Source organism: Quatrionicoccus australiensis, from assembly GCF_020510525.1.
Classification (GTDB): domain Bacteria; phylum Pseudomonadota; class Gammaproteobacteria; order Burkholderiales; family Rhodocyclaceae; genus Azonexus; species Azonexus australiensis_B.
The window spans coordinates 466,536-491,796 of sequence record NZ_CP075188.1 but is presented as its reverse complement, the minus strand read 5'-3'; the positions used below and the strand labels follow the sequence as shown (position 1 = coordinate 491,796).

The following is a 25,261-nucleotide window of genomic DNA, read 5'->3' as shown; positions in this document are numbered from 1 at the left end:
AACGAAGGCCGTCAGCGGGAACGAGGGGCGGACGGCTTGGTCGAATTGCTGGCACTATCCTTCGACTCCGGCAGCGGCTGGGTAAACCCTTCCAGGTAACGCTGATAGGAACGGCTTGCAACATCTCCGCTCACTGGTTGCGCCTTGCCGGCGGCAGAACCTGAGCGCTGCAACTCAAGCAGGGCGCTGGTTGCAGCCCCGATTTCCTGCGGCTTTTCCTTGCTTTCATCAGCCAACAAAGCCCCGGAAAAAGCCACGCCAGCCACCATACAGAGGCCAACCAGGATATTGCTTTCAGGTTTCATTTTTCTGCCTATCGACAAGGAGCCGGTGCGCCAGACAGGCCTTGACATAGCCCTGCAACTGGTCGAACGAAACCGGCTTGGTAAATACGGTAATCTCAGAGGAAAGACCACCTCTTTCCTCGATTTCTTCAGCGCTCATTCCGGTCACGGCAACGATGTTGAGACTGCGTAATACCGGATCGTTGCGCAGCAATTTGATGATCTCGAAACCATCAACACCGGAAATCCGCAAATCCGTGATCAATAAATCAGGTGGACAGCGGCCAATGACTACCAGCGCTTCGAAAACGCTACTCACAAAAGTCAGCTGGATAGGCATCTGCCAAGCGGACATGGTCAGCCGGTAGAGTTTGAGCATGTCTTCATCGTCTTCGAGGACCAGCACGCTGAAACTCTCACGCGTCGATTCAACAACCGGGGCGGGGGCGATACTGCCCTTGCCCATACGTTCCTGAATCAATTCCTTGACCGAACTCAAGGGCAGCCGCCGATGGCCACCATCCGTCTTCCAGGCGCGGAGAACACCTGCCTCGACCCACAACTGCACGGTACGCAGCGAAACATGCAGCATGTCGGCTGCTTCGCGCGTTGTGCAATAGACCTCGGAATCATCGGGCTTGTTCGTGGTTTTTAATTTATTCATTTTCAGTCATCTCATTGGGCCAGCCTTGATGAACTTGGCACAGCTCAGGACGATCCTTTCACCGGCTTCGCTCATTCCCGCAGACTCGGGGTGGCACCCTCAACTCTATCAATTTTTTGTCTGCCATCCGGTAATTTGACTGAATCCAGCACTTTTTTCTCGCGTCCGTAGGCAATTTCGCCGGCCTTCCGGGAAATCTCCTGGCGCTGGGCCTCTGGAAACTGATACCAGTTCATGATGCTCTGCGCCTTCTCAAGCTGCCCGATCACACCATAGAGCAATGCCAGATTGGCCCCAACCCGGCCATTTTTCGGCTCCAGCTCGCTCGCCTTATGCAGACTCAGGCGGGCATCATCGAGTTGCCCGGCAAGCAATTGTGCATAACCCAGATCATTGAGGATGGCACTACTGGTCGGAGCCAACTGATTCGCCTTGACCAACGCCACCAGGGCCCCCGCCGAGTCGCCCTGACGACTGGCAACGATACCTAGCCCGTGATAGGCACCAGCCGACTGCGCCGTTTTCAGCATGTTTTGGTAAATCGCCCGAGCTCGATCAAGATAGCCAACCTCACGCAAGGCATCACCCCGCAACAAGGCTGCCCGGGAATCACCAGGCCAGCGCAGGTCGAAGGCGTCGAGATGGGCGATAGAGGCAAAATAGAGCTTCTTTTCCTGCATGTTGCCGATCAATTGCAGGTAAAACTCCGGATCGTTCTCGTTTTCCCCCTGGCGCGCAGCCCCCTCGGCCGCAACCTGACGGGCTGGAATCTCGGCCCGCAGCGGGGCGCTTCCTGCACACAGGCCCAACAGCAGGAAGAAATGCAACAGGTAAGGTTTGGCAGTTTTCATGTCAGATTGCCCAAGGCCTTGAACAGCGAGAGAAAGCCGGGACCGGCAGTAATAATGATCAAAGCCGGCAACAGGAAAATAACCATGACGACCACCATCTTGGTAGCCATCTTGCCAACGAATTCCTGCATCTCGAAACGTTTTTTCTCCGTCAGGCGCTGCGAGAACTGGCGCAAGGGCTCCTGTACGCCGGCACCATAGCGGTCGGTCTGGCAGACCAGGGCAACCAGTTCACCGAGTTCCTCGACATCAAGTTGGCGCGCCATCTGCTGCAGAGCCTCACTACGCGAGCGGCCACTGCGGATAGCCAGGTTAACCGCCCGAAACTCGCTGGCCAGCACCGGCAAACCAAGACGACCATCTTCGGCGAAGAGCAGGATCGACTGTTCAAAATTGATCCCGACGCTGTGCATCATGCGTAGAAAATCGACAAACGCAGGCAACTCGTCGGCCAATTGCCGGCAGCGTCGGCGAGCAAGAAAGGCCAGCACATACTTGGGTGCCAGATAGAGGATGATGCAAACTGCCACCAGTTTCAGCCAGCCATCTTCATTGCCGGCAAGCAGTGCATAGCCGGCAGCCAGGATCCCCCCTGTCAGCGGCAACGCCAGGCGCAGCACCTGAAAAAGGAGTAGCGCCCGGATACTGCGGAAACCAGCCCGAACCAGCAGGATGCGTTCTTCGGAGTTCTGCTCGGGCAAGCCATCCCCCTCTCCACGACCGGAGACAAATAAAGCTATGCGTTCGAATAGTGGCGCTTCATCCAATTCCCGTTCGAACTCGCCAGGGCTGAAACCGAGCATCTGTTCGAGACGGCTCATCTGGCGCCGGCGTCGGATTTCGCGCTGGGCACGCATGAAATAGCCGTAGGCAACACCACCAACCCCGCACACAGCCATGGCCACACTTGCTGCAACCAACCAGGGAATCAGATGCATTTCAGTCGTCCCTCATTGCAGGCGTGCCATGCGAAAGAGCAGGAACATGCCGCTCACCTGCAAACCAGCTGCCACCAGCAACAATTGCCGCCCTGTATCGTCCTGCCACATACCGATCAGGTACCCGGGATTCGACGACAAGGTCAGCAAGCCGACAACCACCGGCAAGGCACTGAGAATCCAGGCACTGGCACGGGTTTCCGCGGTCATCGCAAGCAGCTCCTTGCGACTGCGCAGACGCTCGCGCATGGTCAGCGTGATGCGTTCGAGAATGGCCTGGGCATTGCCGCCATAACGCACGCCGAGATAAAAGACCGAGGCCATGAAATTCAGTTCGCGGATGGCGTAGGTCTCCGCCACCTGATTCATCGCATCTTCAAGGGCCAATCCGGCCCGGGTCCGCAACAGCACCTGGGAAACGATGCCGCGCAAGGGCTCCTGACACTCCTCACCGGCATTGCGAAAAGCCAACTCCAGACTGCAACCGACGCTCAGTATCCGGGAAATGGCTTCGAGAAAACCGGGCAATTGAGCCACCACCTGCTCACGAAAATGTTCGCTGCGCCAGTTGATAAAAAGTGCGACGAGCAGGGGATAAGCGACGACAAAAAACAACAGGCCACGCCCCAAACCAAGCAGCAGCAGACCGAGGACGAGCAGTATCAACCCCGGCAACGCAAGCAGAACATAGAAGCGCCGATTGATGACAAAGCCGCTACGCTGCAGATAATCGCCGAGCAATGGCGGCAACCAGCCGCTATTGGCAGGAGCAGGTACAAAATCGTGCACCGATTCGAGCCGGGCCAGTGCCGAGTTTAGACGCAACAATCCGCGGGCATGGCGCTGCTCGCCCTTGCCCCCCTGCAGCAACAGTGCCGCAGCTCCGAGCATGCAGAGCACGGCCAGCCCGAGCAGGATGCTGAGTTCGCTCACGAGCCACCCAGCAGGAAAATCGGGTTGCTGGTATAGCGCTTTAGCTTCGGCGTCTTGGGATGACAACCGGTATTGACCCAACCTTCCCGACCATTATTAACGACCGGCTCGTAGCGGAACAACTCCTGCATGGCCACCACTTCATCCTGAACGCCGGTCAGCTCACTGATCGAGATCACCCGCCGCATACCATTCGGCAGTCGGGCCAACTGGACGATCAAGTTGATGGCACCGACAATCTGCCGGCGCAGGTTGAATTCCCCCCCCTGCCAGCCACCGAAATGCAGCAGCATTTCCAGCCGGTGCAGACATTCGCGCGGCGAATTAGTATGAATCGTTGACATCGAGCCATCGTGACCAGTGTTCATCGCCTGCAACATCTCGACAGCTTCACCACCGCGCACTTCACCGACGATGATGCGGTCCGGTCGCATGCGCAAGCTGTTTCGCAGCAGATCGCGCGCGGTTACTTCGGCAACGCCTTCCAGCCCACCGGGCCGCGACTCGAGGCGGACGACATGTTCATGCAGCAACTGCAGTTCGGCAGCATCCTCAATGGTAATGATGCGCTCGCCATCGGGGATGAACTGGGCCAGCATATTGAGGAAAGAAGTCTTGCCCGAGCCGGTGCCACCGCTGATCAGGATATTGCATTTCATTTCAGCGGCATGCGCAAGGAAATCCAGCATTTCCTGATTCAACGTGCCGTAGGCCAGCATGTCGGAAGCCTGCAACGGATGGCTGCGAAATTTTCGGATCGAAACTACCGGGCCATTTAGCGAAACCGGCGGAATGATCACATTAAGTCGACCACCATTAGGCAGACGGGCATCAACCATCGGACTGCCTTCGTCGACACGTCGCCCGAGCGGCGCAATCATGCGCTGGACAATACGCATCAGGTGCTTGTTGTCGATGAAGCGGATCTTGCTGCGTTGCAGCAAGCCATTTCTTTCGATAAACACTTCCTTGTAACCGTTGATCAGGATGTCGGCCACGCCATCGTCGTTCATCAGTTCCTGCAGCGGGCCGAGGCCGGTCAGTTCGTCGGTAAGATCCTTGACGACCAGCTGGATATCAGTCGCATTGAGCGGCACCCGGTGATTGGCGATAAAGTCCTCAACCTCCTGGGCAACGAAACGCTGGACAACATTCAGCGGCCAATTGACGAAATCGGCACCAAGTTCTTCGATTCGCTCAACCAGTTTCTGGTGCATCACCCCCTTGATATCCTGGAACTCATCGGACTGGTGAAACTCGCTGTGTGGATCGGTGCCCAAAGCAAAATCGAAATCCATGACCGACTTCCTTACTTGAGCAATGGATAAAACAGGCGGCGCAGGAAGGAGTCTGCAGCCGAAGCTCCTTCGCTCCCCCGTTCTGCGGCAACCCGTACCTGGCTACCGGCGATCCCGCGCAACACCTCAAGATAGGGATCCTTGGGCGCCACTTCTAGCAAGGGTTTTCCCAGATTGGCACAGGCGATCATCTTGTCGGTGCGTTGCGGCAGATTATCGATGCAATGCAGTTGCAGGTTCTGGGCGATCTGCTGCGGCGTCATGTCAATACGGGCATCGTACTTGCCCGTCAGCAGGCCGATACGCTCGGTCTCGAACCCGCGCTCGCGCAGGTTCTGCAACAACTGGCGCGCCGAGAATACCGAGGGCAACGTCTGTTCGGAAACCAGCATGATGCGATCAGAAATACCCAACGCGTACATCAACAGGTCCATGCCGGCAAAGCCGCCAAGATCAACAACAACCACCTTGAAATAGGATTTGAACAAGCTGAGCAAGGTCATTGCATCAACAGGTGAAATATCGCGCAGGTCGGCCAGATTGTGCGGCAGGGAAAGAATGGCCAGACCGCTTTTGTGGTGCGCAAACGCAGTATTGAGCAAAGCATGATCAAAACGGCGCAGGCTACGCACCGCATCACAGAAATTGAAGCCAACCTTGGTGTCGAGATACAGCGCCGCATCACCGGCCGGATAGCCAAAATCAAGGAGCAGAACCGGTTCGCCCGGCATCACTTCCTGCTTCAGCAGCAGAGCCAGATGCACTGCCGCAGTCGAGGTACCGACCCCAGGCCGCGCGCCGAGCAGGGTAATCATGTTACCGGACGACTGGGCGGGCAGGCTCGGCGACTGCTCGAGAACATGCTGTACAGAACGACGAATTTCTTCACGCGACGCCTGCAGTTCGACAAAATCGCGAGCTCCGGCACGCATCGCCTCGATGATCAATCCATTGTCGGCACGTGATGCAAAGCCGACGATCCACAGACGGGGATAGACGGACAACAGATTGCTGGCCAACTCGCCAGCCTTCTGTGTGTTGTCACCGGAAAATTCAACGAAAACAATATTGGTGCCGAGAGAACCAACCAACTGGGCCAGCACATCGGTATTCCAGTGCAGCCAGACAGCAACCCCCAGGTTCTGCAGAGCTTCGTTAAGTTCAGCAAAACGAGTTTCCTGCTCAGTCACGACAATGAAACGGTGCTCCATGATCAGTCCACCCTTGCTTTTATTTGGAAAAGCCGGTGTACCGGGCATTTTCATCGTCATCGGACAACAATAGAGTGCCCCACAAACTCGGGTTGTAATTGGCCTTGTCTTCGCCCGGCATCGGCCCGAGCACAGCCCCCTCGGCCAGCGGCCGGACCAGGCGCGGCGTGACGATGAACAGCAGTTCCTTGTCCTCCCGCGACAGGCTGATGCTCTTGAAAAAAGCACCGAGCACGGGAATGTCACCAAGTCCGGGAATTTTGTTCACATTCTTCATCACGCTCTGGCTAACCAGACCGCCGATGACGAAGCTCTCGCCATTGCCCAGTTCGATACTCGTACCGGCCCGACGCGTGGTCAGGCTGGGGACGGTAACGCCGTTAATGGTGATGGCGTTCTCGAAATCGAGGTCGCTGACTTCCGGAGCAACAGTCAGCGCGATCCGGTTTTCGGCTAGCACTGTCGGCGACACCTCCAGACGAATACCATAGGGTTTGTACTGGATCGTCGTCTGGCCCAGCGCCTGCGGCACCGGCACCGGAAACTCGCCACCAGCCAGGAAATCGGCAGTACGGCCGCTCTGGGCGACCAGGGTCGGCTGGGCCAGCGTACGTACGAAGCCGTTGCCTTCCAGCACGCTAAGTACCCCAAGCAGGCTGTTCGAGGAATTGCCAACAACCAGATTAAGAGCCTGATTGATCGGCAAAGTAGCTTCGGAGGAAATCGCACCATTGCTTAGCTGCACCTTGGTCAGACTGCTCGGCGCATAGGTGCCAAAGGTGAAACCGGACTTGTTGGACAGCAGACTCAAACCTGCCTTCTTCAATATCTTGCGGCTGAACTCAACAACCCTGACATCAATTTGTACCTCGCCACTGTATGGCAGCGTTGTTTTATCGAGCAACACACCCTTGGTATCTCCGGCCGCATGCTGCGCGACCTGGCGGGCAGCCTCAAGCTGACGCATATCGGCTCCCCTCCCTTCGAGTATGCTCAGATCGCCCGCGGCCTTCAGGCGGATCTCGCTCCCCGCATCGCGCGGAAGGGAAGCAACTCCCTTGTTGATCTGCAGACGGTAATTTTGCGCCATCGGCACGCCCTTGAGCCAAACCAGCAACGTCGTATCACCCGGGCGCTTGCCCTGCAGCAACACCTCCTGGGTACTCAGCACGCGTGCCTCGACAACATCACCACTGCCAACAGCCACACGCCGGACGGGCTTGGCCAGTTTCAGCAAATGCTGCCCTCCTGCGGATATTTCGATGGCCCCGCCATCTTCTCCGGCGAGCGCCATTCCGGCCCACAGCGGGCTAGCGCTTGTCAGAAGCAGGATAGCCAGGCGCAAGGCCGCGCAAAATCCGCCCTTGCTCACCAGGCAATCGCAGCCTTGTTGCTTGCTAGCCATTGTTTTCATTGCCGGGCCTCACTTTGTTTCGCATTCAGGTACACCGTTTTTTCCTTCAGGCCATGTAGCACGCTGACTGCAGTCCCTGGACCTGGCACACCCTTGCCAGCAGGCGGATTCAGGGGAACCCCCAAGCCCCGCTGAGCACTTTTGCCTGCACCGACCAAGTCACGCAAGGTCAGCACCGACGACGGAACCTGGCTTGCTGAAACCTGAATTGGTGCCGGGGATGGGCCTGGCAAAGCCCCCCCCTCTGGCGCTTTGTCAGGCACGGCGTCCTGCGGCCGCAGGGCGAGCAGCAGGCGGCCACTTTCGGCAGCCAGCGCGAGCTTGTCGACATCCGCCAAGCGCACAGCGAGCACAGCCGTCTTCGGAGTTTCAGCGTTGCTGCGCAACGATGCACCACCTTCCTTGGTGAGCGCAGCATCCTTGCTGCCAAAAGCCAGTACGCGCAATTTCTCAAGCAGTAATCTGGATTGGGTATCAGGAATTTCTTCGCTGTTTCGCCGCAAGGTGACGAAAACATCAACCCGATCCCCCGGGCTCAAGCGATTGCCGACAGCAACCACATCATCAACACGTATCGCGACCGCCCGCTCGCCTTCTTCCAGGCGTTGCTGCATGGCACGGGCATTTCCCTCGATCCGCTCCTGAAGCAGAGGCTCCCCGGCAGCGATATCGGAAGCGGTGAGTTTACCGAGCACGGCCTTGGTATCGCCATAACTGCCAGGTGGTCGCGATGGCAGACCGGTCAGTTGAACCATTTCCGGAAGGATCGCCGTACCGGCGACGATACGCATTGTGGCGACGACCACCGGCTGCAAACGTGCCTCGCTCTCCCGCTGCTCGGCCGTCATACGTTCGCTCAACACCCATGCATAGGCGGCAAGCGCCAAGGCCAGAAGGATTAGCACGCCGCCCAGAATTCTTTGTGTCTTGCCCACTTTTTGCTCATCCCTCTATCAACGGCGGCAACGCCACTCAATAAACCGCATCCAGCTGTACTGTTGCCTGGGCCGTCAGGCGGGCAGGCAATGCAACCCCCAACCCAGGCAGAGCCGGCACGAGCGGATTATTCAAATAGTCGTAAACCAGCAGTACCTTGACGCAAACAAACGGCGTAGCCGCGCATGGCGTCGAAGTAATCTGCGGCACCGGCGCCCGCCCTCCAAGCCAGGCGATAGCTGTGGCCGAGGTAGCCTTTGCCAGCGCCATACGTTCCGGTAAACCACCGACATCTCTTACCGCCGCCCGCGCCCCCTCGCTGGCAGCCTGGGTCAGTGAATGCTGCACTGCAAAGACCATGCCGTAAGCAACGATGCCGTACATGACCATGAAAAAGAGCACGAAAACCAGGGCAAACTCAATGGCTACCGCCCCGCGCTGACCAGCGCCCGGACAGAGCGACTCACGCATGCGCCATCCCCGGCCACCAGCCCAGCACCACCCCGGCATCCAACCAGCCCAGCGCCAGTCCGATCATGACAACAGCCAACCCGGCACCTAGCGGAATACGTCCGCGCAATCGGGACTCAATCTGCCGACTAGACATGTAGTCACGACAAACCGGAGACAGCAGCAGGATTGCCAGCATGCCAGCGAGCAAAGAGCCACAAAGGATCACCACGAACAACACCTTGAGTCCCCCCAGCCAGCCAATTACCGCCATCAATTTGACGTCTCCAGCCCCCATCCAGCCGGCGACATAAAAAGGCAGGAAGAGCGCCAAGCCAAGCATCGCAGCCAGCAAACCTTCGCTCAGTGCGCAACCGAAAGGCATCAAACCGAAAACCAGCCAATGCACAGCACCAAGCAAGAGACCACAAAGCAAAAGCGCATTGGGCAATCGCCGCCAGCGCCAGTCCTGATATACCAAACCACTCGCCCAGACACCCAGCGCCAAACTCACGATCACCGTCACTATTCCCTCATGGCCGCCAGGCGTCATGCTTTTCTGACAGGGCAAAATAGCCAAAAAACCCACCCTTACACCACGGTATCGTTTTCATCATTTCGTTTGATTAGAAAATGACAAAAATCCCCCCGTTGGCAAACTTATGGCAGTGCATCCTTGATGGCGATAAATACAGACTTGAGCTTTTCGCCAACGCCGGTTACCGACAAAATGATCGCGACGGCAATCAAGGCGGCAATCAGACCGTACTCAACGGCAGTAGCCCCCTCTTCGTCACAAATGAATTTTTTGGCTGCTTGCCACATATTGCTGCTCCTCGAAAAAGACTATAAGGCCAGAAAAACCAATGTTCGACACTAACATGCCATTATCAATTTTTCAACGATTCAATAGTTATCAACTTCCCTAATCAGCTGCATCGGACTGAATGGCTTGACCAGATAGCAATCAGCCTTAACCCGTTGCCCCTCTTCAATATCAGTCTTCTGACCACGCGCGGTAACCATGATGACCCGTGTCTGCTGTGTTTTCGGATCAGACTTGATCGCCTGACAGACCTGATAGCCATCAATCCCCCCCGGCAACATGACGTCGAGAATTACCACTGCCGGGCGCAGAGTACGCACCTTGGCCAAGGCCTCAAGACCACTTGCCGCTTCATGCAGGTCACAATCCAACGGCTCCAGAGTCATCCGGATCAGCTTGCGTAATTCGCTCTGATCATCGACGATCAAGATCAAACGTCGACTCATGGCACTTCCGCCCCGGTTGTCACCGACAACGGCACCGGCAACCAGAGGACAACCTCGGTACCCTCGCCCGGCCGACTGCTTACACTGACTTCGCCATTGAATATGTCCATGATTTCCTTGACCAAGGACATGCCCAGACCGGACCCGGGAATCGCCCCCGATGCATCAGCCCGATAGAAACGGTCAAAAATGTGGCTGATCTGGTCAGGCGTCATCCCCAGCCCCTGGTCGCGAATGGCCAGACCGACCTGCTCACCCGGCCCAGCCTGGCGCCGCATAACGGAAATCCGAACTTCGCCGCCCTGCGGCGAATACTTGATGGCATTGCTCAGAACATTAGCCAGGCATTGCTGAAATTTTTCGCCATCGACAATTACTCGCGGCAATTTTTTCGGCAAATCAAGCTCCAGGCGGTGCGTCTCCGGCGGCACATACTGACCAGCCAACGCATTGAGCAACAAAGGGCTCAACTCCTGCTCCTGCATCTTGAATGCCTTGCCACCGCGCGCCTCGATGCGCGCCAGATCGAGCAGCTCATTAACCAGGTTGATCAGGTTCTGAGTCTGACGATGGATAGTCTGGATCAGGTCTCGCTGCGTCGCCGCATCGAACTCCCGAGCCAGCAATAATTCCGAGAAACCGAAAATACTGGCCATCGGAGTCCGCAATTCGTGTGCAGCCGTAGACAGGAACTCACTCTTGATACGGTCAACCTCACTTTCCTGGGTAATATCCCGGAAATACATGACCTGACCATGCAAGCCCCCCATGTCATTGGGAATATTGCGAACCAGCGAACGAATGACCAGTTTGGCCGGCTTTTGCAGGTTAAGCGTATATGCACGCCCCTCCCGCATGCCGGCAAAAGTCGGCAATGGCCTGGCGGGCTCAGCGAGCTGAGCCATCCGCCGCTCAAGCAAGTGCAGACTCAAGCCGATCACTTCAGCCGGCACGAACTGCGTCATTGCCAGGAAGGCCGGATTGACATAAGCCACTCGCCCATCCTTGTCGATCAACACAAAGCCATCCGGACTTAACGAAAGAATGGCATTTCGCTCGCCATTACTACGGGTAAGCGCCATTTCGGTTGTTTTTTGCGCATCGAGATCGCTGAGCACACCGGCAACGATCACCCCCCCCTCTGCGTCGAGCCCCGCACGGGCATGCAACGAAAACCAGCGCGACCGACCATCAATACAGAGCAGACGCAGCTCACATGCCAAAGTCGGCAAGCGTCCTTCTGCAGTATCGCGAAACAGGGTCATGATGCGCAGGCGATCATCGCCGTGAATAAAATCAGCCAGACCACTATTGAGCGACTCGCCAACCGGGAAGCCGGTCAACTCGGTCCATGCCGGATTCAGGAAGACCATGCGACCACGGGCATCACTACGAAAAATGATCTGCGTAACCCCCTCGATTACCGAGCGATACTCTTCCTTGCTGCGCAACAAGGCGGCTTCAACAGCCTTCCGCCGGGAAATATCGGACAGGGCACCAACCATGCGCACAGCTCCCCCCTCTGCATTACGGATTGCCACGCCACGCTCAAGCACCCAGAGATAGCTGCCGTTCTTGCAACGCAGACGGTGTTCACTGATAAAAAACTCGCTCTGCCCGGCCATGTGCTCCTTGAGGCGATCCATGACCACCGCCAGATCTTCGGGATGAACGCGCTTCAACCACTCTTCGGCGTGCGCTAGCAACTCGTCCTCTGCGTAACCGAGCAGACTTTTCCAACGCGGCGAGTAGTAGGTGCGCCCACCCTCCAGATGCCAGTCCCAGATACCAATATCACTTCCACGCAACGCAAACTTCAGGCGCTCCTCACTCTCAGCCAAATGACCTCGCTCGATAGCCATCGATTCCGCCATTCGGTCAAAACGCCTACCCAACCGGGCAATCGGATCCCAGCCCCGCAAACCGGCCCGGCTATTCGAATCACCCTCACCAAAACGCTGCAACGCCAACTCGACACGTGACAGGCGATGAACGGCCCAAAAGCAGACCAACAGAAAAAACAACAGGGCAGCAATAGTCGTCATGATCAAAAGATAAACAAGCCCCTGAAAACACCCCTGATCCAAGTCAAGAAGAGAAGAAGAAATATCTTGCCTGGCGATCAACAGCGTATCTGTTCGAAACTCATGCACAAAGGACAGAGCACGACCTGGCGCCCCCAAGGCGCACCAGCAAGGCAGCACAACTACAAGCAACAAACTCACCGGGCACCGTCACACGATGCCTTTTCTAAGCACAACCACAGACAACAGAAAAGAAGCCCGAACGCGGCAGAAAGCTACAGGGAAGACGCGAAAAACACAAGCAAAACCACGCAAATATGAAACAATCCGCTTAATTTGGTTAATTCAAAACACCGCACAACCAAGCAGCAACCTCAACAGAATAATAGTAACCATATGAATATTAAACAATATATTACAAACAACAGGGAGTCGTGCAATTTTTAATCGCAAAAAAAACAAACAAAAACACAGCAAAACGTTGCAATTATGATTTTTTTGATTAATATGATCACAACCTTCAATAAAGACTAGGGGCATTACTTGCTCTTGCGAGAAATACGGCCCGGGAAGGCCTGCCTCCCCGAACCAAAGGAATTGCCCGGCAACGGGCAATAAGAAGCCACCAACCGGTGGCAATCGAATGACCTATCATGGAGTTTTAATCATGGCAATTCAAGAACTTAGCAAGTCTGAAGTCAGCGTTGTTTCCGGCGGTGCACTGGATCTGGGCGGTCTGCTCGGCTCCATCCTGAACCCGGTCCTGGGCTTGCTGACCCCGGTCCTGAACTTGGTTGGCGGCATCCTGACGACCGTGACCGGCCTGCTGGGTGGTCTGCTGGGCGGCCTGTTCGAGTAACAGCAGCCTGACAGCGGTGTGGCCCCTGAGACCCTTTCCGCACCGCTGTCCTTCCGAGCTTGCTACAGACAAGCCAAACAGAAAACACACACCGAGCCCCCCCACCATTCGTCATCACAAACGATTGCACCTGCATGACCACCCGCCACGAAGAACTTATCGGCGCCAGCCCACATGCTCATCCAAGTTGCTCCAATAACAACCCCGCAGTCGTCCTCTTCAGGTGAGTCGAGCTCCTGTTGCCAGGAAGCCCCCCGCCGCGCCCAAATGCCCTCCCAAAGGCATCACCCGCCGCTGATCGGCGGCATTTTTTTACCACTATGGAGTTATGTACATCATGGCCATTCAGGAACTGAAGAAGACCGAACTTTCCACTGTAGCCGGCGGCACCAGCCTCTCCCTCGAAGTCCTCGGCATTAGCCTGGGGCTTACTCTCGGCCTTACCCTGAGCTCCGTCCTGACCCCGGTGATTGGTTTGGTTGGCAGCTTGGTCAGCGGTGTCACCGGCTTGGTCGGCGGCCTGTTGAGCAGCCTCAAACTGAGCATCAAGCTCTAAGCAAGAGCCCGCGGCACGACCCGTCAAGGCGATCGTGCCGCCTTCCGGCATAGCGCCGACTATTCCACCGTTGGCAAGGCATGGCAGAACAACCACTTTTTCGGCACGCAGCAATCAGCGCCCAGCAAACCAAGACCTTGGGCGACATCATTCTGATCCGCCCGCTCAGTTATCGAGTTCTCACAAGCATTGCTGCTGGTTGCGCCTTGCTCGTCGTGATCTTTTTCACTTGGGGCAGTTATACCAAGCGCAGCACAGTGATCGGGCAATTGCTGCCGGACTCCGGCCTGGTCAAGGTCTATGTGCCGCAACTCGGTATCGTCCTCGAAAAGCACGTCAGCGAGGGCCAGAGTGTCAGCGCCGGGCAGATTCTCTATGTCCTCTCCAGCGAACGACAGAGCAGCACCTTGGGCTCGATCCAGGCCAACATCAGCCACCAGGTCGAGTCTCGCCGCCTGTCGCTGCAGGAAGAAATGGAAAAGACGCGGCGTCTGCAACAGGATGAACGCGAATCCCTGCTCAAACGCATCGAAGGCCTGGCAGCCGAGATGCAGAAGCTCGACAACCTGATCGACGGCCAGCGCAGTCGCGTGAAACTTAGCGAAGATACGGTCGCCCGCTATCAGGGCCTGCTCGGCCAGGATTACATTTCACGCGAACAGGTGCAGCAAAAGCAGGAAGAACTGCTCGATCAGCGCTCCCGCCTGCAAAGCATGGAGCGCGAACAGATCGCCGTCGGCCGTGAAATGGCGACACGGCAAAAGGAGGCCGCAGGCCTCTCCTTCAAGCACCAGAACCAGTTGGCGCAGATCGACCGCGGCATTTCGACGGTCGACCAGGAACTCACCGAAAGCGAAGGCAAGCGCCGCCTCGTCATCACCGCGCCGACCGAGGGCACGGCCACCGCCGTCATCGCCGAAGTCGGCCAGGCTGTCGACGGCAGCCGGCCACTGGTCAGCATCGTGCCGACCGGTGCCGTGCTGCAGGCCCAACTTTATGCACCGAGTCGCGCCGTCGGCTTCATCCGGCCCGGCGATGCCGTGCTGCTACGCTACCAGGCCTACCCCTACCAGAAATTCGGCCATGCCCGCGGCAAGGTATTGTCGGTGGCAAAAACGGCGCTGCCAAGCAACGAAATTTCCGCGCTCGGCAATATCGGTGGCAATGGTCAGAACAGCGAGCCGCTCTACCGCATCAACGTCAGCCTCGACAGCCAGAGCATCACTGCCTATGGCCAGCCGCAATCCCTTCAGGCCGGCATGCTGCTCGACGCCGACGTGCTGCAGGACACCCGACGTCTCTATGAATGGGTACTCGAACCCCTACTCAGCCTGACCGGCAAGCTCTGAAACCTTTTCCCCGAAATCCATCCCATGTCTTTTCTTGAGCACCTGTCGTTCGGCCTGCGCCGCAAGCTGCCGCTGATCCTGCAGACCGAGGCCACCGAATGCGGACTGGCCTGCCTGGCCATGGTTTCCGCCTACCACGGCTTTCGTACCGACCTGGCGACCATGCGCCGGCTGTTCCTGGTCTCGATCAAGGGCACGACGCTCGGCCATCTGATCCAGATGGCCAGCGCGCTGAACCTGGCGCCGCGCCCGGTCAAACTGCTGCTCGAAGACCTGCCGCAATTGCGCATGCCGTGCATCCTGCACTGGAACTTCAACCACTTCGTCGTGCTCAAGGAGGTCAAAGGCAATACCGTGACCATCCACGACCCGGCCTACGGTCTGCGCAAACTCTCGCTGGACGACGTGTCGAAGCAATTCACCGGCGTCGCCCTCGAACTTTGGCCCAACACCGGCTTCAAGAAGGCCACCTACAAGCAGCACATCAAGCTGCGCGAGCTGATGGGCCATGTCACCGGCCTTTACCGCTCCTTCGGCCAGATCCTGCTGCTCGCCGCGGCGCTCGAGGTCTTCGCCCTGGTCAGCCCCTTCTTCCTGCAGTGGGTGATCGACAACGTCATCGTGTCCGCCGACCGCGACCTGCTGACCACGCTAGCCGTCGGTTTCGGCCTGCTCATGCTCATGCAGCAGGGAGTCGGCACCCTGCGTTCCTGGGTCATCATGCACATGTCGACGACCCTCAACGTGCAGTGGCGGGCCAATGTATTCACCCACCTCGTACGCCTGCCCGTCGAATATTTCGAGAAACGGCACCTTGGAGACGTCGTCTCGCGCTTCAGCGCCATCGACAATATCCAGAAGACGCTGACCACGACCTTCGTCGAAGGCATCCTCGACGGTGCCATGACGTTGGTCACGCTGCTCATGATGTTCCTCTACAGCCCTCCGCTCGCCTGGATCGCGGTCGGCGCCATGGTGCTCTACGCGATCGGTCGGTGGCTTTGGTACCGGCCGCTGCGCAACGCAACCGAAGAACAGATCGTACACGCCGCCAAGCAGCAAAGCCACTTCCTCGAGACGGTGCGCGGCGTACGCAGCATCAAGCTCTTCCAGCGCCAGGACGAGCGCCGCTCGACCTGGCTGACCCTGCTGGTCGACCAGATCAATGCCGACCTGCGCAGCCAGAAGCTGCAGATTCTCTATCGCCTGCTGAACGGCGTGCTGTTCGGCCTGGAACGCGTGCTGATCATCTGGCTCGGCGCCAAGCTGGTGCTCGACGGCAATTTCACGGTTGGCGTGTTCATGGCCTTCAGCGCCTACAAGGACCAGTTCGACAGCCGGGTCAGCGCCCTGATCGACAAGGTGGTCGAGGTCAAGATGCTGCAATTGCAGGGCGAACGCCTGGCCGACATCGTGCTGGCCGAGCCGGAAGACACCAGCGCCAAGAACTTTTCCGCCAGCGGCCAGGATCAGCCGCTCGAAGCCAGCATCGAGGTCGCAGGCCTGCGCTACCGCTACGCCGATCAGGAGCCCTGGGTACTCGACGGCGTCGATATCAAGATTGCAGCCGGCGAATCGGTCGCCATCATCGGCCCCTCCGGTTGCGGCAAATCGACGCTGATCAACGCCATGCTCGGCATCCGCAAGCCCAACGAGGGCGATGTGCTGATCGGCGGCATCAACGTCAGCCAGGTCGGCCTTGAGACCCTGCGCAGCATGGTTGGCACGGTAATGCAGGACGACGTACTGTTTGCCGGCTCGATCGCCGACAATATCTGTTTCTTCGACCACCAGACCGATCTCGCCCGGATTGAGGAATGCGCCCGCCTGGCGGCCATCCACGAGGAAATCATGGCGACGCCGATGGGTTACAACACGCTGATCGGCGACATGGGCACAGCCCTTTCCGGCGGTCAGAAACAGCGCATCCTGCTGGCCCGGGCGCTTTACAAAAGGCCGCGCATCCTGTTCCTCGACGAAGCGACGAGCCACCTCGACATCGCCCGTGAAACGATGGTCAACGATGCGATCAAGCACCTCGCGATCACCCGCATCATCGTCGCCCATCGTCCGGAAACCATCGCCTCAGCCGACCGCGTCATTGTGCTTGATAATGGCCGGGTTGTCCGCGACATCACCCCCGACAGCATCGACTTCAAGCAACTGGCGCACGCGGGCGGCTGGGCATGAGCAATTTTCGCTATCGCCGGGCAGGCCTGGCGATCATCCTGTTCATTCTGCTCGGCAACGCCAGCGCGGGCGGCATCGACCCTTTCCTGACGCACGGCAAGATCGCCCGCTCAGTCACCGGCAGCATGCTCGATGATGATGCCAGCACCCCCTGCGTTTTTGCCTCACCGGCCCAGCCGCTCGAACTCCCGGAAGCAGTTGAGCGTGCCCTGTGCAACAACCCGCAGACCCGCGCCGCCTGGGCTGGCGCCAAGATGCAGACTGCCCAGCTTGGCGTTGCCCGCTCTGCCTACATGCCGGCGATTGGCGCGACACTCGCCTACAACAAGCAAAAGAACATCACGCGTTACGGTGACAGTCGCTATGCACCGCTCAATTCCGAGGCTAAACCAACGTTGACCAGTGGCAACCTTAAAATGAGCCAGGTGCTGACTGACTTCGGTCTGCGCAGCGCCAATCTGGATCAGGCCATGGCCTTGCTGGATGCCGCCAATGCCAGCCATGACGCCGCGCTGCAAATTGCATTCGTCAACGCCGCCCAGGCCTACTTTGACACCCAGACGGCGCAGGCAGTACTGGAAGCGAGCCGCGAGGCGGAAAACGCGGCACGTGAAAGCTTCAATGCTGCCGCGGCCAAATACAAAGCCGGCATTGGCGCCCTCACCGACCAGTTGCAGGCTCAGGTCGCCTACTCGAAAGCCAGCCTGGAACGAGTCTCGGCAGAAGGTGAGCTAAAAAATGCCCAAGGCACACTAGCCACTGCCATGGGCCTCAGCGCGACCACCAATCTGGTGCTGCCGCGCCGGCGTGAAGGGCTCCCTGACACAGCCTTCGTCAAGCCAGCGGATGAACTGATCGAAGAGGCAAAACAACATCATCCAACGCTGCTTGCCGCTCAAGCCGAAGTCACAGCAGCTCGCGCCAAGATCGCCGCAACCCGGGCCGAAGGCCGGCCCACCGTGACGCTGACCGCAGAATTAGGCCGTACCGAACAGGAAAATCAACCGCCAGCGGTCGGCTATTCTCCAACCGATATCAGCAACCGCACCAACAGTCTCGGGATACAGATGAATATCCCGTTATTCGAGGGATTTGGCCGAAATTACCGTACGCAGACGGCACAGGGACAAGCCGAGATCAAAGCCGCCGAACTCTCCCGCCTCGAACAGCAGATATCCCTGGAAGTATGGAAAAGCTATCAAGCACTGCGCACTGAAAATGAAAACATGAAGGCTGCCGATGTCCTTGTCTCGAGCGCCCGCCAGTCCTTCCTGGTCGCCCAGGGTCGCTTCAAAGCCGGTGTCGGCAATATCCTCGAACTTCTCAGCGCACAAAGCGCCGTCGCCGGCGCCGAACAGCAGCGCATCAAGTCAGTCTCCAACTGGCACACGGCTCGCCTGAAACTGGCCGCCAATATCGGAAAACTCGGTCTTTGGGCAATCAGATAGAGAAACGCAGGCGGTTACGACCGGCCATCTTGGCTTCATACATTGCACCATCTGCACGCTTGATGATGGCCTCAACAGACTCGGTCGCATCTCCACCAAACAAGGTCAGACCGATGCTCGGGGTGCTTTCGCAAATATTTTGCCCAAGCTGGTAAGGCTGATTCAGCACATCAAGAATCTTGTTTCCTACCCGCTCGGCATCGTAGCGGGCCACCATGCGCTCATCAGGCAACTCGGTCAGCATGACAATAAATTCATCTCCTCCCAGCCTGGCAACGGTATCCGTTTCCCGCATGCAGGAGCTCAGGCGACACCCCACTTCGATCAACAGCATGTCGCCGGACTCATGACCGAAGGTATCGTTGATTTGCTTGAATCGATCCATATCCAGGAACATCAGCACACCGCACTCCTTGTTCCGGCGATTCTGGATAATTGCCTGGCGCAGGCGGTCGACCAATAGACGCCGGTTGGGCAGCCCTGTCAGAGGATCATAGAGAGCCAAACGCTTGTACTCCGCCTCGAGCGCCTTACGTTCGCTGATATCGCGCAGCGAGCCAACGGCACGTATCGGCTGCCCAGCCGCTCCCCGCTCGACGACCCGCCCCTTCTCGGCGACCCAGACATAGTGCCCGTCAACATGGCGCATCCTGTGCTCACTGACAAAATCCTTACCTTCATCCAGACAGGCCGCCATCTGGCCCATGGCAGATGCCAAATCATCAGGATGAATCAACGACCGGATGAAGGAGGCTGCGTGCTCCAGATTGTGTTCCTCCATACCCAGAATGCGCGAGAACGAAGCATTGTGGACAACTTCACCGGATACAACTCGCCAGTCCCAAATTCCCTCTCCAGTCGTTTCCATGACAAAGCGGAAACGTTCTTCGCTTTTCTGGAGGGCGATCTCAGCCTGCTTGCGGCGTTCGATGTTTCGGTAAGTTCCTTTGAGCCGGACAAAATCGCCCTCTGCAGAGGTCATCACAGCCTTGCCGTAGAGATTGATCCAGACCCACTGCTCATTGGCGTTAAGCAATTGCACATCGACATCGAACGCCGGCAGACGACCGGCCTGATAGTCCGCCTTTGCCTCATCAATAAGACACACACTGTCCGGATGGCAATAGTCTTCCCAACGAACGGGATCATCGTTCCTGTCATGACGCACAAGACTGAGGCGCTCCCCCCAGCAAGCATCAATGCTCACCCGACCAGTGCGCAGATCCCATTCCCAAAGTCCTTTGTCGGCACTGGCCAGGGCCATTTCAAGCTGACGCTGCAAATGCACGCGCTGTAGCAGGTTATCGATGCGCAAACGCACCAGCATTGGCTTGAAAGGCTTGACGATGTACTCATCAGCGCCCAACTCAAGGGCGCAACGCTCACTCGCCAAGTCGTCCATTGCCGTGAGAAAGATAACCGGTGTCGAAGCAAAGTTTGGCAATTGCTTAAGGCGCTTCAGTGTCTCGAAGCCGTCAATTTGCGGCATCAGCAGGTCGAGCAGCACAAGATCGAAAGTTTTCCTGGCAAAAGCTTCTACCGCCGCCAAGCCGGAATCTACGATGACAATATCGTAGTCATCGCAGAGCAGCACCTGCAATAACTGGAGAATTGCGGGCGTGTCATCAACCGCCAAAATACTCGGGCGATCCCCTGCGTCACCTTGAATCACAAGCGCTTCAGCCATGCCGATGAGCATCCAGTAGGTTGTCGGAAGTAAGGCCCTCTATCGCGTATAGGGCAAACATCGAGGCGCCCGCTGAAACAGCCCATCCTGCAAGCGAACACTCAAGTCGAAATCCATCGCCCTCCGGCCATCACCGAACTGCAACCAGCCAGAACGATGGCATCCTTGATTATAACGAAACTATCAAATTTGTTATCAATTTTTACTGCTGCACCACCATCAAAACCCAAACCCAAGCCCATGACTGGCATGAGTCAAGGTGACGGCGACTCAACTTTTGTCCGCACCCCAGACGAGACCGGAACAAAACACAGGCGCAACGCCCAATAAATACAACAACTTAAAGCATAAGCTGCGACACCGACCATGCTGACAGAAGGTGGTAAGCCAATGACAGCAAAAAGGGAACTTGAGGAAAACCGATCGCTTGCCACGCTCTTGCTCAACAACAAAATCACCAAACCATCCTGAAAAATGATCAGGCCACCAGTCTCAAGCAGGCATAAATTAATACTATTTGAATAAATTGAAATAACATGTTTCAATTTGTTTGTATAATATGAAACACCTCTTGGCGACCCTCTCCATGCAATCACCTGTCACCAAGCAGTACCGCAAACCAGCTTTCTGGCATAGCCCGCATCAATAAGTGTGTCTGGAGTACAAACATGGCCCAAGCTCAAATCATCGGAAGAGTGACTTCCCTAACGGGCGCTGCCTTTGCCCGCGATAACGCCGGCAACACTCGCCGTCTCAAAACCGGCGACGTCATCCGCGAAGGCGAGACGGTCAGCGCGACCGACGGCTCGGAAGCCATGCTCAAGCTGGCCGACGGCCGCGATCTGCTTGTCCGTCCAGGATTGCCGGCCAAGCTCGACAGCGAAGTGGCGGCGATGATCAAGCCGGATGGCACGGACAGCGCGCTGAACGTCAGCAAGAAAGGCTTCCAGAAAATCGCCAAGGCACTGAGTAGCGGCGGCAATCTCGACACCCTGCTCGACGAGGATGCACCGGCTGCCGGCGGCGACAACGAGGGCTACACCTTCGTCGAACTGCTGCGCATCGCCGAAACCTTGAGCGGAGCGAATGGCTACCAATTCGACGCACGGGCAACCGGAGCGGCAACCTGGCCGGCAACGGCGCCCCGATCCTGACCTCGACCTTCGCGCTGACCATCTCCGACAGTGCCGGCTTGGTACAGACGGTGAACACCACGGTCAAGGGCGATGGCAGTTTCGCCGTCGACGTCACCGCCCCGCTCGGCCAAGACAACTATACAGTCGTCGCCAGCGGCGTCGATGCCGCCGGCAACAGCGCCACCGCCTTCGACACCCAGGATTACAGCCTGGCGACCGACCTGCCGAAAGCGTCCATCGCGCTCGATGCCAACTTTGCCGGCGACGGCATCATCAACCTCACCGAATCCACCGCAGCCGCGATTGCCGTGACCGGCACCGTCGGCGGCGACGCCAAGCTCGGCGACCCGATCGTCGTCACCATCAACGGCCACGATTACCTGACCACCGTCATCCAGCGCAACGCGACGACGCTCGGCTTCAGCGTCGACGTCCCGGGCAAGGAACTCGCCGCCGATCCCGACCTGACTATCGAGGCCAGGGTTACCTCGACCGACAAGGCCGGCAATATCGCCAGCGTCGACACCAGCCTGACTTACACGCTAGACACCACGCCCCCAACTATCAGCATCGACCCACTCGGCACTTCGGTCTCCGAAGAAGGACTGCCTGGCGGGAACCAGGACACTGGCGGCTCCCCCGACAATACCAACTTCCGGAGCGCCAGCACTACGCTGACACTTGACGATAAAGGCGCCCACCTCAGCCTGCTCACGCCTCCACAGAATCCGTCTTTCTCATCAGGTGGCAAACAGATTGACTGGATACTGGAAACCGGTGGTCACAAGCTGATCGGCTACATTGATACGCCGACAGGACAGCAGGAAGTGATCGTCGTAACACTGGATGATCAGGGCAAGATCACCACGACGCTATCCAAACCGATTGATCACCCGACACAGGGTGAGGATGCCAGGGATTTGAATATCGATGTCCAGGCCACAGACAAGGCTGGCAACGTCAGCAAAGCCACGCTCACCATCCACATCGAAGACGACATGCCGAAAATCAGTTCGGCCCCTGAAATAACCCCGCACAGCGACAACGGAATCTATTTCACTCTTTCCGGCGAAAACACGCCAGCGAGTCACAATGTCGCGCCGGATGTCCATGCCTTCAGCAACAGTCTGCTTGGCCTGGTCGGCATTGATGCACTGAACCTGATCGACTTGAGTGGCGACCAATACCAGGCGAGTGATGCCAACAACAACATCACCCAGCTGGTAATCGAATCTGGAGCACTGCTCAGCATCAACCTGGGCGGCGATGAAGTCCTGACCTGGTCACAGGAACTGGCCAGTGCATTGGGCCTCAAGGTCGTGTTGATCAACGACTCCGGCCTGCTCGGACTGGGCAGCCATTTCACGCTGACCATCACCTCCCTCGACCCGGCTCACCCGGTCATCGACAATCTGAGCATCAAGGAATTGCTATCGACGCTACGTACCGGGGATGCCTTGCTCAATCTGAACATCCTCGAAGGTGCCACCATTACCGCTACCGACGCCTACGGCGCAAGCGACACGGCTGACATTGGCACGCTGCTCGACCTTAGCCTGCTCAACGGTGCCGAGCCTGAAAATGTAACGACAGGCACAAGCAGCGACGACAGCATCAGCGGCGATGGCAAGAACAACATCCTGCTTGGTAACCAGGGCAAGGACATTTTGACCGGCATGGGCGGCAACGTAACCCAGGAAATTGTTCTCTACGGCGTCGATCTGTCTCACAGCGGCGCTCTCGGCTCGGATGCACTAATCATCCAGAACCTGCTGCAAAACGGCAAGTTGCTGACCGACTGAACACGCCAACACACTATTCAGGACCGAACCTCATGAAACAAAATGCCATTCTGCTCGCCTTGTTGACCTCGTTTCCCCTGCTTGCTGCAGCAGCCCCCGCTGGCGCGCCCGCCACACTGAAGGAGGTTGCACAGCAGGCCGTACTGAGCAGCCCAGAAGTTACCTCGAAATGGCACAACCTGAAGGCGGCAGAAGAAGAAATCGGTGTTGCACGTGGCAGCTTTTTGCCACGCGTCGACCTGACCGCCGGCACCGGTCGAGAAAGCCTGAAACAACCGCCAGCAGGCCAGAGCAACAACTACACCCGCAGCAATTACGGCCTCAGCCTGAACCAGATGCTGTTCGATGGCTTCGCCACCCACAGTGAAGTCAAGCGTCTCGACAAGGCCCGCCTGGTGCGCTACTACGAGTTGCTCGACGCCTCTGAAAACATCGCCCTCGAAGCAGCGCGCGCCTATCTCGACGTGTTGCGTTACCGCTTCCTGGTCACTCTGGCCGAAGACAACTATGTCCAGCACAAAGCCACCCACGAACAACTGATCCGGCGCACCCAGTCTGGTGTCGGACGCCGCGTCGATCTCGAACAGGCAGGCAGCCGTCTGGCCCTGGCCGAAATCAACTTGACCACGGAAACCGCCAACCTGCATGACGTGACGGCGCGCTATCAACGCCTGGTCAACAGCCAACCGCCAGGCTCGGTCATCCCGCCTGCCCAGTTGAGCAACGCCTTGCCGGCCAGTCAGAAGGCGGCCCAGGAAACCCTGTACAAGAAAAACCCGACCCTGCTTGCCGCCATCGAGAACATCGAGGCAGCCCAGCATGACATGGAGGTTCGCCGCGCCGCCTACTCTCCGAAGCTCGATTTCCGCGCGCGCACCGACCACATCAACAACTATCTCGGTGTTGACGGCAATCGGGTGCAGAACGTGGCCGAACTGGTCATCAACTGGAATCTCTTCAACGGCGGCTCGGACCGCGCCCGAGAAAGGCAATATGCAGAGCGCAAGAACATTGCACTCGACCTGCGCGAAAAAGCTTGCCGCGACACGCGCCAAACCCTGTCGATTGCCTACAACGATGTACTGCGGCTGAAAGAACAATCAAACTATCTGGCAACCCAGGTCAGCATGCTGGAAAAAACGCGCGACGCATACCGCGATCAGTTCAACGTTGGCCAACGCACCCTGCTCGATCTGCTCGACACCGAGAACGAACTGCTCAGCGCCCGCCGCAATGCAGTCAATGCCGACACCGACCTTAGCCTTGCCTACCTGCGTACCTATGCCGGCATGGGCACGCTACTCGAGTACCTCGGGCTGCAAAAACTCGAGGTACGTGACCCGGAACCCCAAGAACTCGCCCCAAGCGACAGTAGCCAGCTCTGCCCGAATGAACCGGTCGACACGCAGGCTACCGACTATGCCGCACTGAATGCAAAAGCGCTGGCAAAACTTGAGGTACGAGCCGCGCCACCGTCTCCTCCCCCTGCCACGGCCACCCCGGAAAGCGATGTCACACGCCAGGTCATGGGCTGGAATGCAGCCTGGGCGGCCAGAAACTATTCCGATTATGTCGGTTTCTACGCACCCAGCTTCATACCTGGCGGCGGCCTGAATCGCGAGGATTGGGCCCAGCTGCGCCGCAGCCGGATATCCAATCGTGACAACATCAGCATCGACATCCAGGACTTGCAGGTTCGACCGGATGGAAAGGATAGGGCTCGTGTCCAGTTCCGCCAGACCTATCGCTCAAAACAGTTCAGCGATGTGACGCAGAAGACCCTGGAAATGATACTGGTCGGCAATAAGTGGCTGATCAATCGTGAAGATTCAGTGCCCTGCATAGGCAATACCGTAGGCGGCTGCAAAGCCGGCAAATAACCCGCAACGCACCGCATTTGCGAAAGCAACCAGCCCTCCTGCAGACATCGCAGGAGGGCGATCAGAAACATCGACCGCT

General features: G+C 57.7%; 23 protein-coding genes. 8 read left to right on the top strand and 15 right to left on the bottom strand.

All coding sequences use genetic code 11. The annotated features are described in order from the left end of the window. Positions 1-11 precede the first annotated feature (11 nt). The 14 genes from KI612_RS02390 to KI612_RS02325 form a co-directional block, all read right to left on the bottom strand. Complete coding sequence (locus KI612_RS02390) at positions 12-305, bottom strand: DUF3613 domain-containing protein (protein ID WP_226442239.1); 294 nt, start codon at positions 303-305, stop codon at positions 12-14. Beyond that, on the bottom strand, positions 295-948 hold the full coding sequence (locus KI612_RS02385; RefSeq protein ID WP_226442238.1) for a response regulator: 654 nt from the start codon (positions 946-948) through the stop codon (positions 295-297). The genes KI612_RS02390 and KI612_RS02385 overlap by 11 nt, the downstream gene beginning before the upstream one ends. Before the next feature lie 71 nt (positions 949-1,019). After that, positions 1,020-1,799 carry a tetratricopeptide repeat protein gene (locus tag KI612_RS02380; protein ID WP_226442237.1) on the bottom strand — a complete coding sequence of 260 codons (780 nt, stop codon included), beginning with the start codon at positions 1,797-1,799 and terminating at the stop codon, positions 1,020-1,022. Beyond that, positions 1,796-2,737: a type II secretion system F family protein gene (locus KI612_RS02375; protein WP_226442236.1), complete on the bottom strand. Its 942-nt coding sequence runs from the start codon at positions 2,735-2,737 to the stop codon at positions 1,796-1,798. The genes KI612_RS02380 and KI612_RS02375 overlap by 4 nt, the downstream gene beginning before the upstream one ends. Positions 2,738-2,749: 12 nt before the next feature. Then, the gene (locus KI612_RS02370; RefSeq protein ID WP_226442235.1) at positions 2,750-3,670 is read right to left on the bottom strand and encodes a type II secretion system F family protein; all 921 of its coding nucleotides are present in this window, start codon (positions 3,668-3,670) and stop codon (positions 2,750-2,752) included. Further along, positions 3,667-4,968, bottom strand: coding sequence for a CpaF family protein (locus tag KI612_RS02365; RefSeq protein ID WP_226442234.1), 1,302 nt, complete (start codon positions 4,966-4,968; stop codon positions 3,667-3,669). The genes KI612_RS02370 and KI612_RS02365 overlap by 4 nt, the downstream gene beginning before the upstream one ends. Before the next feature lie 11 nt (positions 4,969-4,979). Next, positions 4,980-6,179 carry a hypothetical protein gene (locus KI612_RS02360; RefSeq protein ID WP_226442233.1) on the bottom strand — a complete coding sequence of 400 codons (1,200 nt, stop codon included), beginning with the start codon at positions 6,177-6,179 and terminating at the stop codon, positions 4,980-4,982. A gap of 19 nt (positions 6,180-6,198) precedes the next feature. After that, on the bottom strand, positions 6,199-7,584 hold the full coding sequence (locus KI612_RS02355) for a type II and III secretion system protein family protein (RefSeq protein ID WP_226442232.1): 1,386 nt from the start codon (positions 7,582-7,584) through the stop codon (positions 6,199-6,201). A gap of 5 nt (positions 7,585-7,589) precedes the next feature. Next, the gene (gene cpaB, locus KI612_RS02350) at positions 7,590-8,528 is read right to left on the bottom strand and encodes a Flp pilus assembly protein CpaB (protein WP_226442231.1); all 939 of its coding nucleotides are present in this window, start codon (positions 8,526-8,528) and stop codon (positions 7,590-7,592) included. 37 nt (positions 8,529-8,565) lie between these two features. Further along, the gene (locus KI612_RS02345) at positions 8,566-9,000 is read right to left on the bottom strand and encodes a TadE/TadG family type IV pilus assembly protein (protein ID WP_226442230.1); all 435 of its coding nucleotides are present in this window, start codon (positions 8,998-9,000) and stop codon (positions 8,566-8,568) included. Then, a complete protein-coding gene (locus KI612_RS02340) occupies positions 8,993-9,559 on the bottom strand; it encodes a prepilin peptidase (protein ID WP_226442229.1) in 567 nt (188 codons plus the stop codon). Before KI612_RS02340 ends, KI612_RS02345 begins: the two co-directional genes overlap by 8 nt. An 80-nt stretch (positions 9,560-9,639) precedes the next feature. Continuing rightward, on the bottom strand, positions 9,640-9,804 hold the full coding sequence (locus KI612_RS02335) for a Flp family type IVb pilin (RefSeq protein WP_226442228.1): 165 nt from the start codon (positions 9,802-9,804) through the stop codon (positions 9,640-9,642). Between the two features lie 81 nt (positions 9,805-9,885). Further along, the gene (locus tag KI612_RS02330) at positions 9,886-10,251 is read right to left on the bottom strand and encodes a response regulator (protein WP_226442227.1); all 366 of its coding nucleotides are present in this window, start codon (positions 10,249-10,251) and stop codon (positions 9,886-9,888) included. Further along, on the bottom strand, positions 10,248-12,377 hold the full coding sequence (locus tag KI612_RS02325) for a PAS domain S-box protein (protein WP_226442226.1): 2,130 nt from the start codon (positions 12,375-12,377) through the stop codon (positions 10,248-10,250). The genes KI612_RS02330 and KI612_RS02325 overlap by 4 nt, the downstream gene beginning before the upstream one ends. 565 nt (positions 12,378-12,942) lie before the next feature. On the opposite strand from KI612_RS02325, the gene KI612_RS02320 reads away from it, so the two are divergent. The 5 genes from KI612_RS02320 to KI612_RS02300 all read left to right on the top strand — a co-directional run bounded on the left by KI612_RS02320 (position 12,943) and on the right by KI612_RS02300 (position 18,677). Beyond that, positions 12,943-13,134, top strand: coding sequence for a hypothetical protein (locus tag KI612_RS02320; protein WP_226442225.1), 192 nt, complete (start codon positions 12,943-12,945; stop codon positions 13,132-13,134). Between the two features lie 337 nt (positions 13,135-13,471). After that, positions 13,472-13,690 carry a hypothetical protein gene (locus tag KI612_RS02315; protein ID WP_226442224.1) on the top strand — a complete coding sequence of 73 codons (219 nt, stop codon included), beginning with the start codon at positions 13,472-13,474 and terminating at the stop codon, positions 13,688-13,690. A gap of 137 nt (positions 13,691-13,827) precedes the next feature. Beyond that, complete coding sequence (locus tag KI612_RS02310; RefSeq protein WP_226442223.1) at positions 13,828-15,039, top strand: HlyD family secretion protein; 1,212 nt, start codon at positions 13,828-13,830, stop codon at positions 15,037-15,039. A gap of 24 nt (positions 15,040-15,063) precedes the next feature. Next, complete coding sequence (locus tag KI612_RS02305) at positions 15,064-17,229, top strand: peptidase domain-containing ABC transporter (RefSeq protein WP_226442222.1); 2,166 nt, start codon at positions 15,064-15,066, stop codon at positions 17,227-17,229. After that, positions 17,226-18,677, top strand: a complete 1,452-nt coding sequence (locus tag KI612_RS02300) for a TolC family protein (protein ID WP_226442221.1) — start codon at positions 17,226-17,228, stop codon at positions 18,675-18,677. The genes KI612_RS02305 and KI612_RS02300 overlap by 4 nt, the downstream gene beginning before the upstream one ends. Here KI612_RS02300 and KI612_RS02295 read toward each other — a convergent pair. Continuing rightward, a complete protein-coding gene (locus KI612_RS02295) occupies positions 18,670-20,364 on the bottom strand; it encodes a two-component system response regulator (RefSeq protein ID WP_226442220.1) in 1,695 nt (564 codons plus the stop codon). The two genes, KI612_RS02300 and KI612_RS02295, sit on opposite strands and share 8 nt — an antisense overlap. 668 nt (positions 20,365-21,032) lie before the next feature. Between KI612_RS02295 and KI612_RS02290 the strand changes: the two genes are divergently transcribed. The 3 genes from KI612_RS02290 to KI612_RS02280 are packed head-to-tail and all read left to right on the top strand — an operon-like array spanning position 21,033 to position 25,182. Beyond that, complete coding sequence (locus KI612_RS02290) at positions 21,033-21,518, top strand: retention module-containing protein (protein WP_226442219.1); 486 nt, start codon at positions 21,033-21,035, stop codon at positions 21,516-21,518. A 50-nt stretch (positions 21,519-21,568) separates the two neighbouring features. Next, on the top strand, positions 21,569-23,302 hold the full coding sequence (locus KI612_RS02285) for an Ig-like domain-containing protein (protein ID WP_226442218.1): 1,734 nt from the start codon (positions 21,569-21,571) through the stop codon (positions 23,300-23,302). A gap of 32 nt (positions 23,303-23,334) precedes the next feature. Continuing rightward, positions 23,335-25,182, top strand: coding sequence for a TolC family outer membrane protein (locus tag KI612_RS02280; protein WP_226442217.1), 1,848 nt, complete (start codon positions 23,335-23,337; stop codon positions 25,180-25,182). Positions 25,183-25,261 lie beyond the last annotated feature (79 nt).

Coding starts and splice junctions, on each gene's coding strand:
- KI612_RS02390 (WP_226442239.1), bottom strand. CDS start 305: ATGAAACCTGAAAGCAATATCCTGGTTGGCCTCTGTATGGTGGCTGGC.
- KI612_RS02385 (WP_226442238.1), bottom strand. CDS start 948: ATGAATAAATTAAAAACCACGAACAAGCCCGATGATTCCGAGGTCTAT.
- KI612_RS02380 (WP_226442237.1), bottom strand. CDS start 1,799: ATGAAAACTGCCAAACCTTACCTGTTGCATTTCTTCCTGCTGTTGGGC.
- KI612_RS02375 (WP_226442236.1), bottom strand. CDS start 2,737: ATGCATCTGATTCCCTGGTTGGTTGCAGCAAGTGTGGCCATGGCTGTG.
- KI612_RS02365 (WP_226442234.1), bottom strand. CDS start 4,968: ATGGATTTCGATTTTGCTTTGGGCACCGATCCACACAGCGAGTTTCAC.
- KI612_RS02360 (WP_226442233.1), bottom strand. CDS start 6,179: ATGGAGCACCGTTTCATTGTCGTGACTGAGCAGGAAACTCGTTTTGCT.
- KI612_RS02355 (WP_226442232.1), bottom strand. CDS start 7,584: ATGGCTAGCAAGCAACAAGGCTGCGATTGCCTGGTGAGCAAGGGCGGA.
- KI612_RS02345 (WP_226442230.1), bottom strand. CDS start 9,000: ATGCGTGAGTCGCTCTGTCCGGGCGCTGGTCAGCGCGGGGCGGTAGCC.
- KI612_RS02335 (WP_226442228.1), bottom strand. CDS start 9,804: ATGTGGCAAGCAGCCAAAAAATTCATTTGTGACGAAGAGGGGGCTACT.
- KI612_RS02330 (WP_226442227.1), bottom strand. CDS start 10,251: ATGAGTCGACGTTTGATCTTGATCGTCGATGATCAGAGCGAATTACGC.
- KI612_RS02320 (WP_226442225.1), top strand. CDS start 12,943: ATGGCAATTCAAGAACTTAGCAAGTCTGAAGTCAGCGTTGTTTCCGGC.
- KI612_RS02315 (WP_226442224.1), top strand. CDS start 13,472: ATGGCCATTCAGGAACTGAAGAAGACCGAACTTTCCACTGTAGCCGGC.
- KI612_RS02305 (WP_226442222.1), top strand. CDS start 15,064: ATGTCTTTTCTTGAGCACCTGTCGTTCGGCCTGCGCCGCAAGCTGCCG.
- KI612_RS02300 (WP_226442221.1), top strand. CDS start 17,226: ATGAGCAATTTTCGCTATCGCCGGGCAGGCCTGGCGATCATCCTGTTC.
- KI612_RS02295 (WP_226442220.1), bottom strand. CDS start 20,364: ATGGCTGAAGCGCTTGTGATTCAAGGTGACGCAGGGGATCGCCCGAGT.
- KI612_RS02290 (WP_226442219.1), top strand. CDS start 21,033: ATGGCCCAAGCTCAAATCATCGGAAGAGTGACTTCCCTAACGGGCGCT.
- KI612_RS02280 (WP_226442217.1), top strand. CDS start 23,335: ATGAAACAAAATGCCATTCTGCTCGCCTTGTTGACCTCGTTTCCCCTG.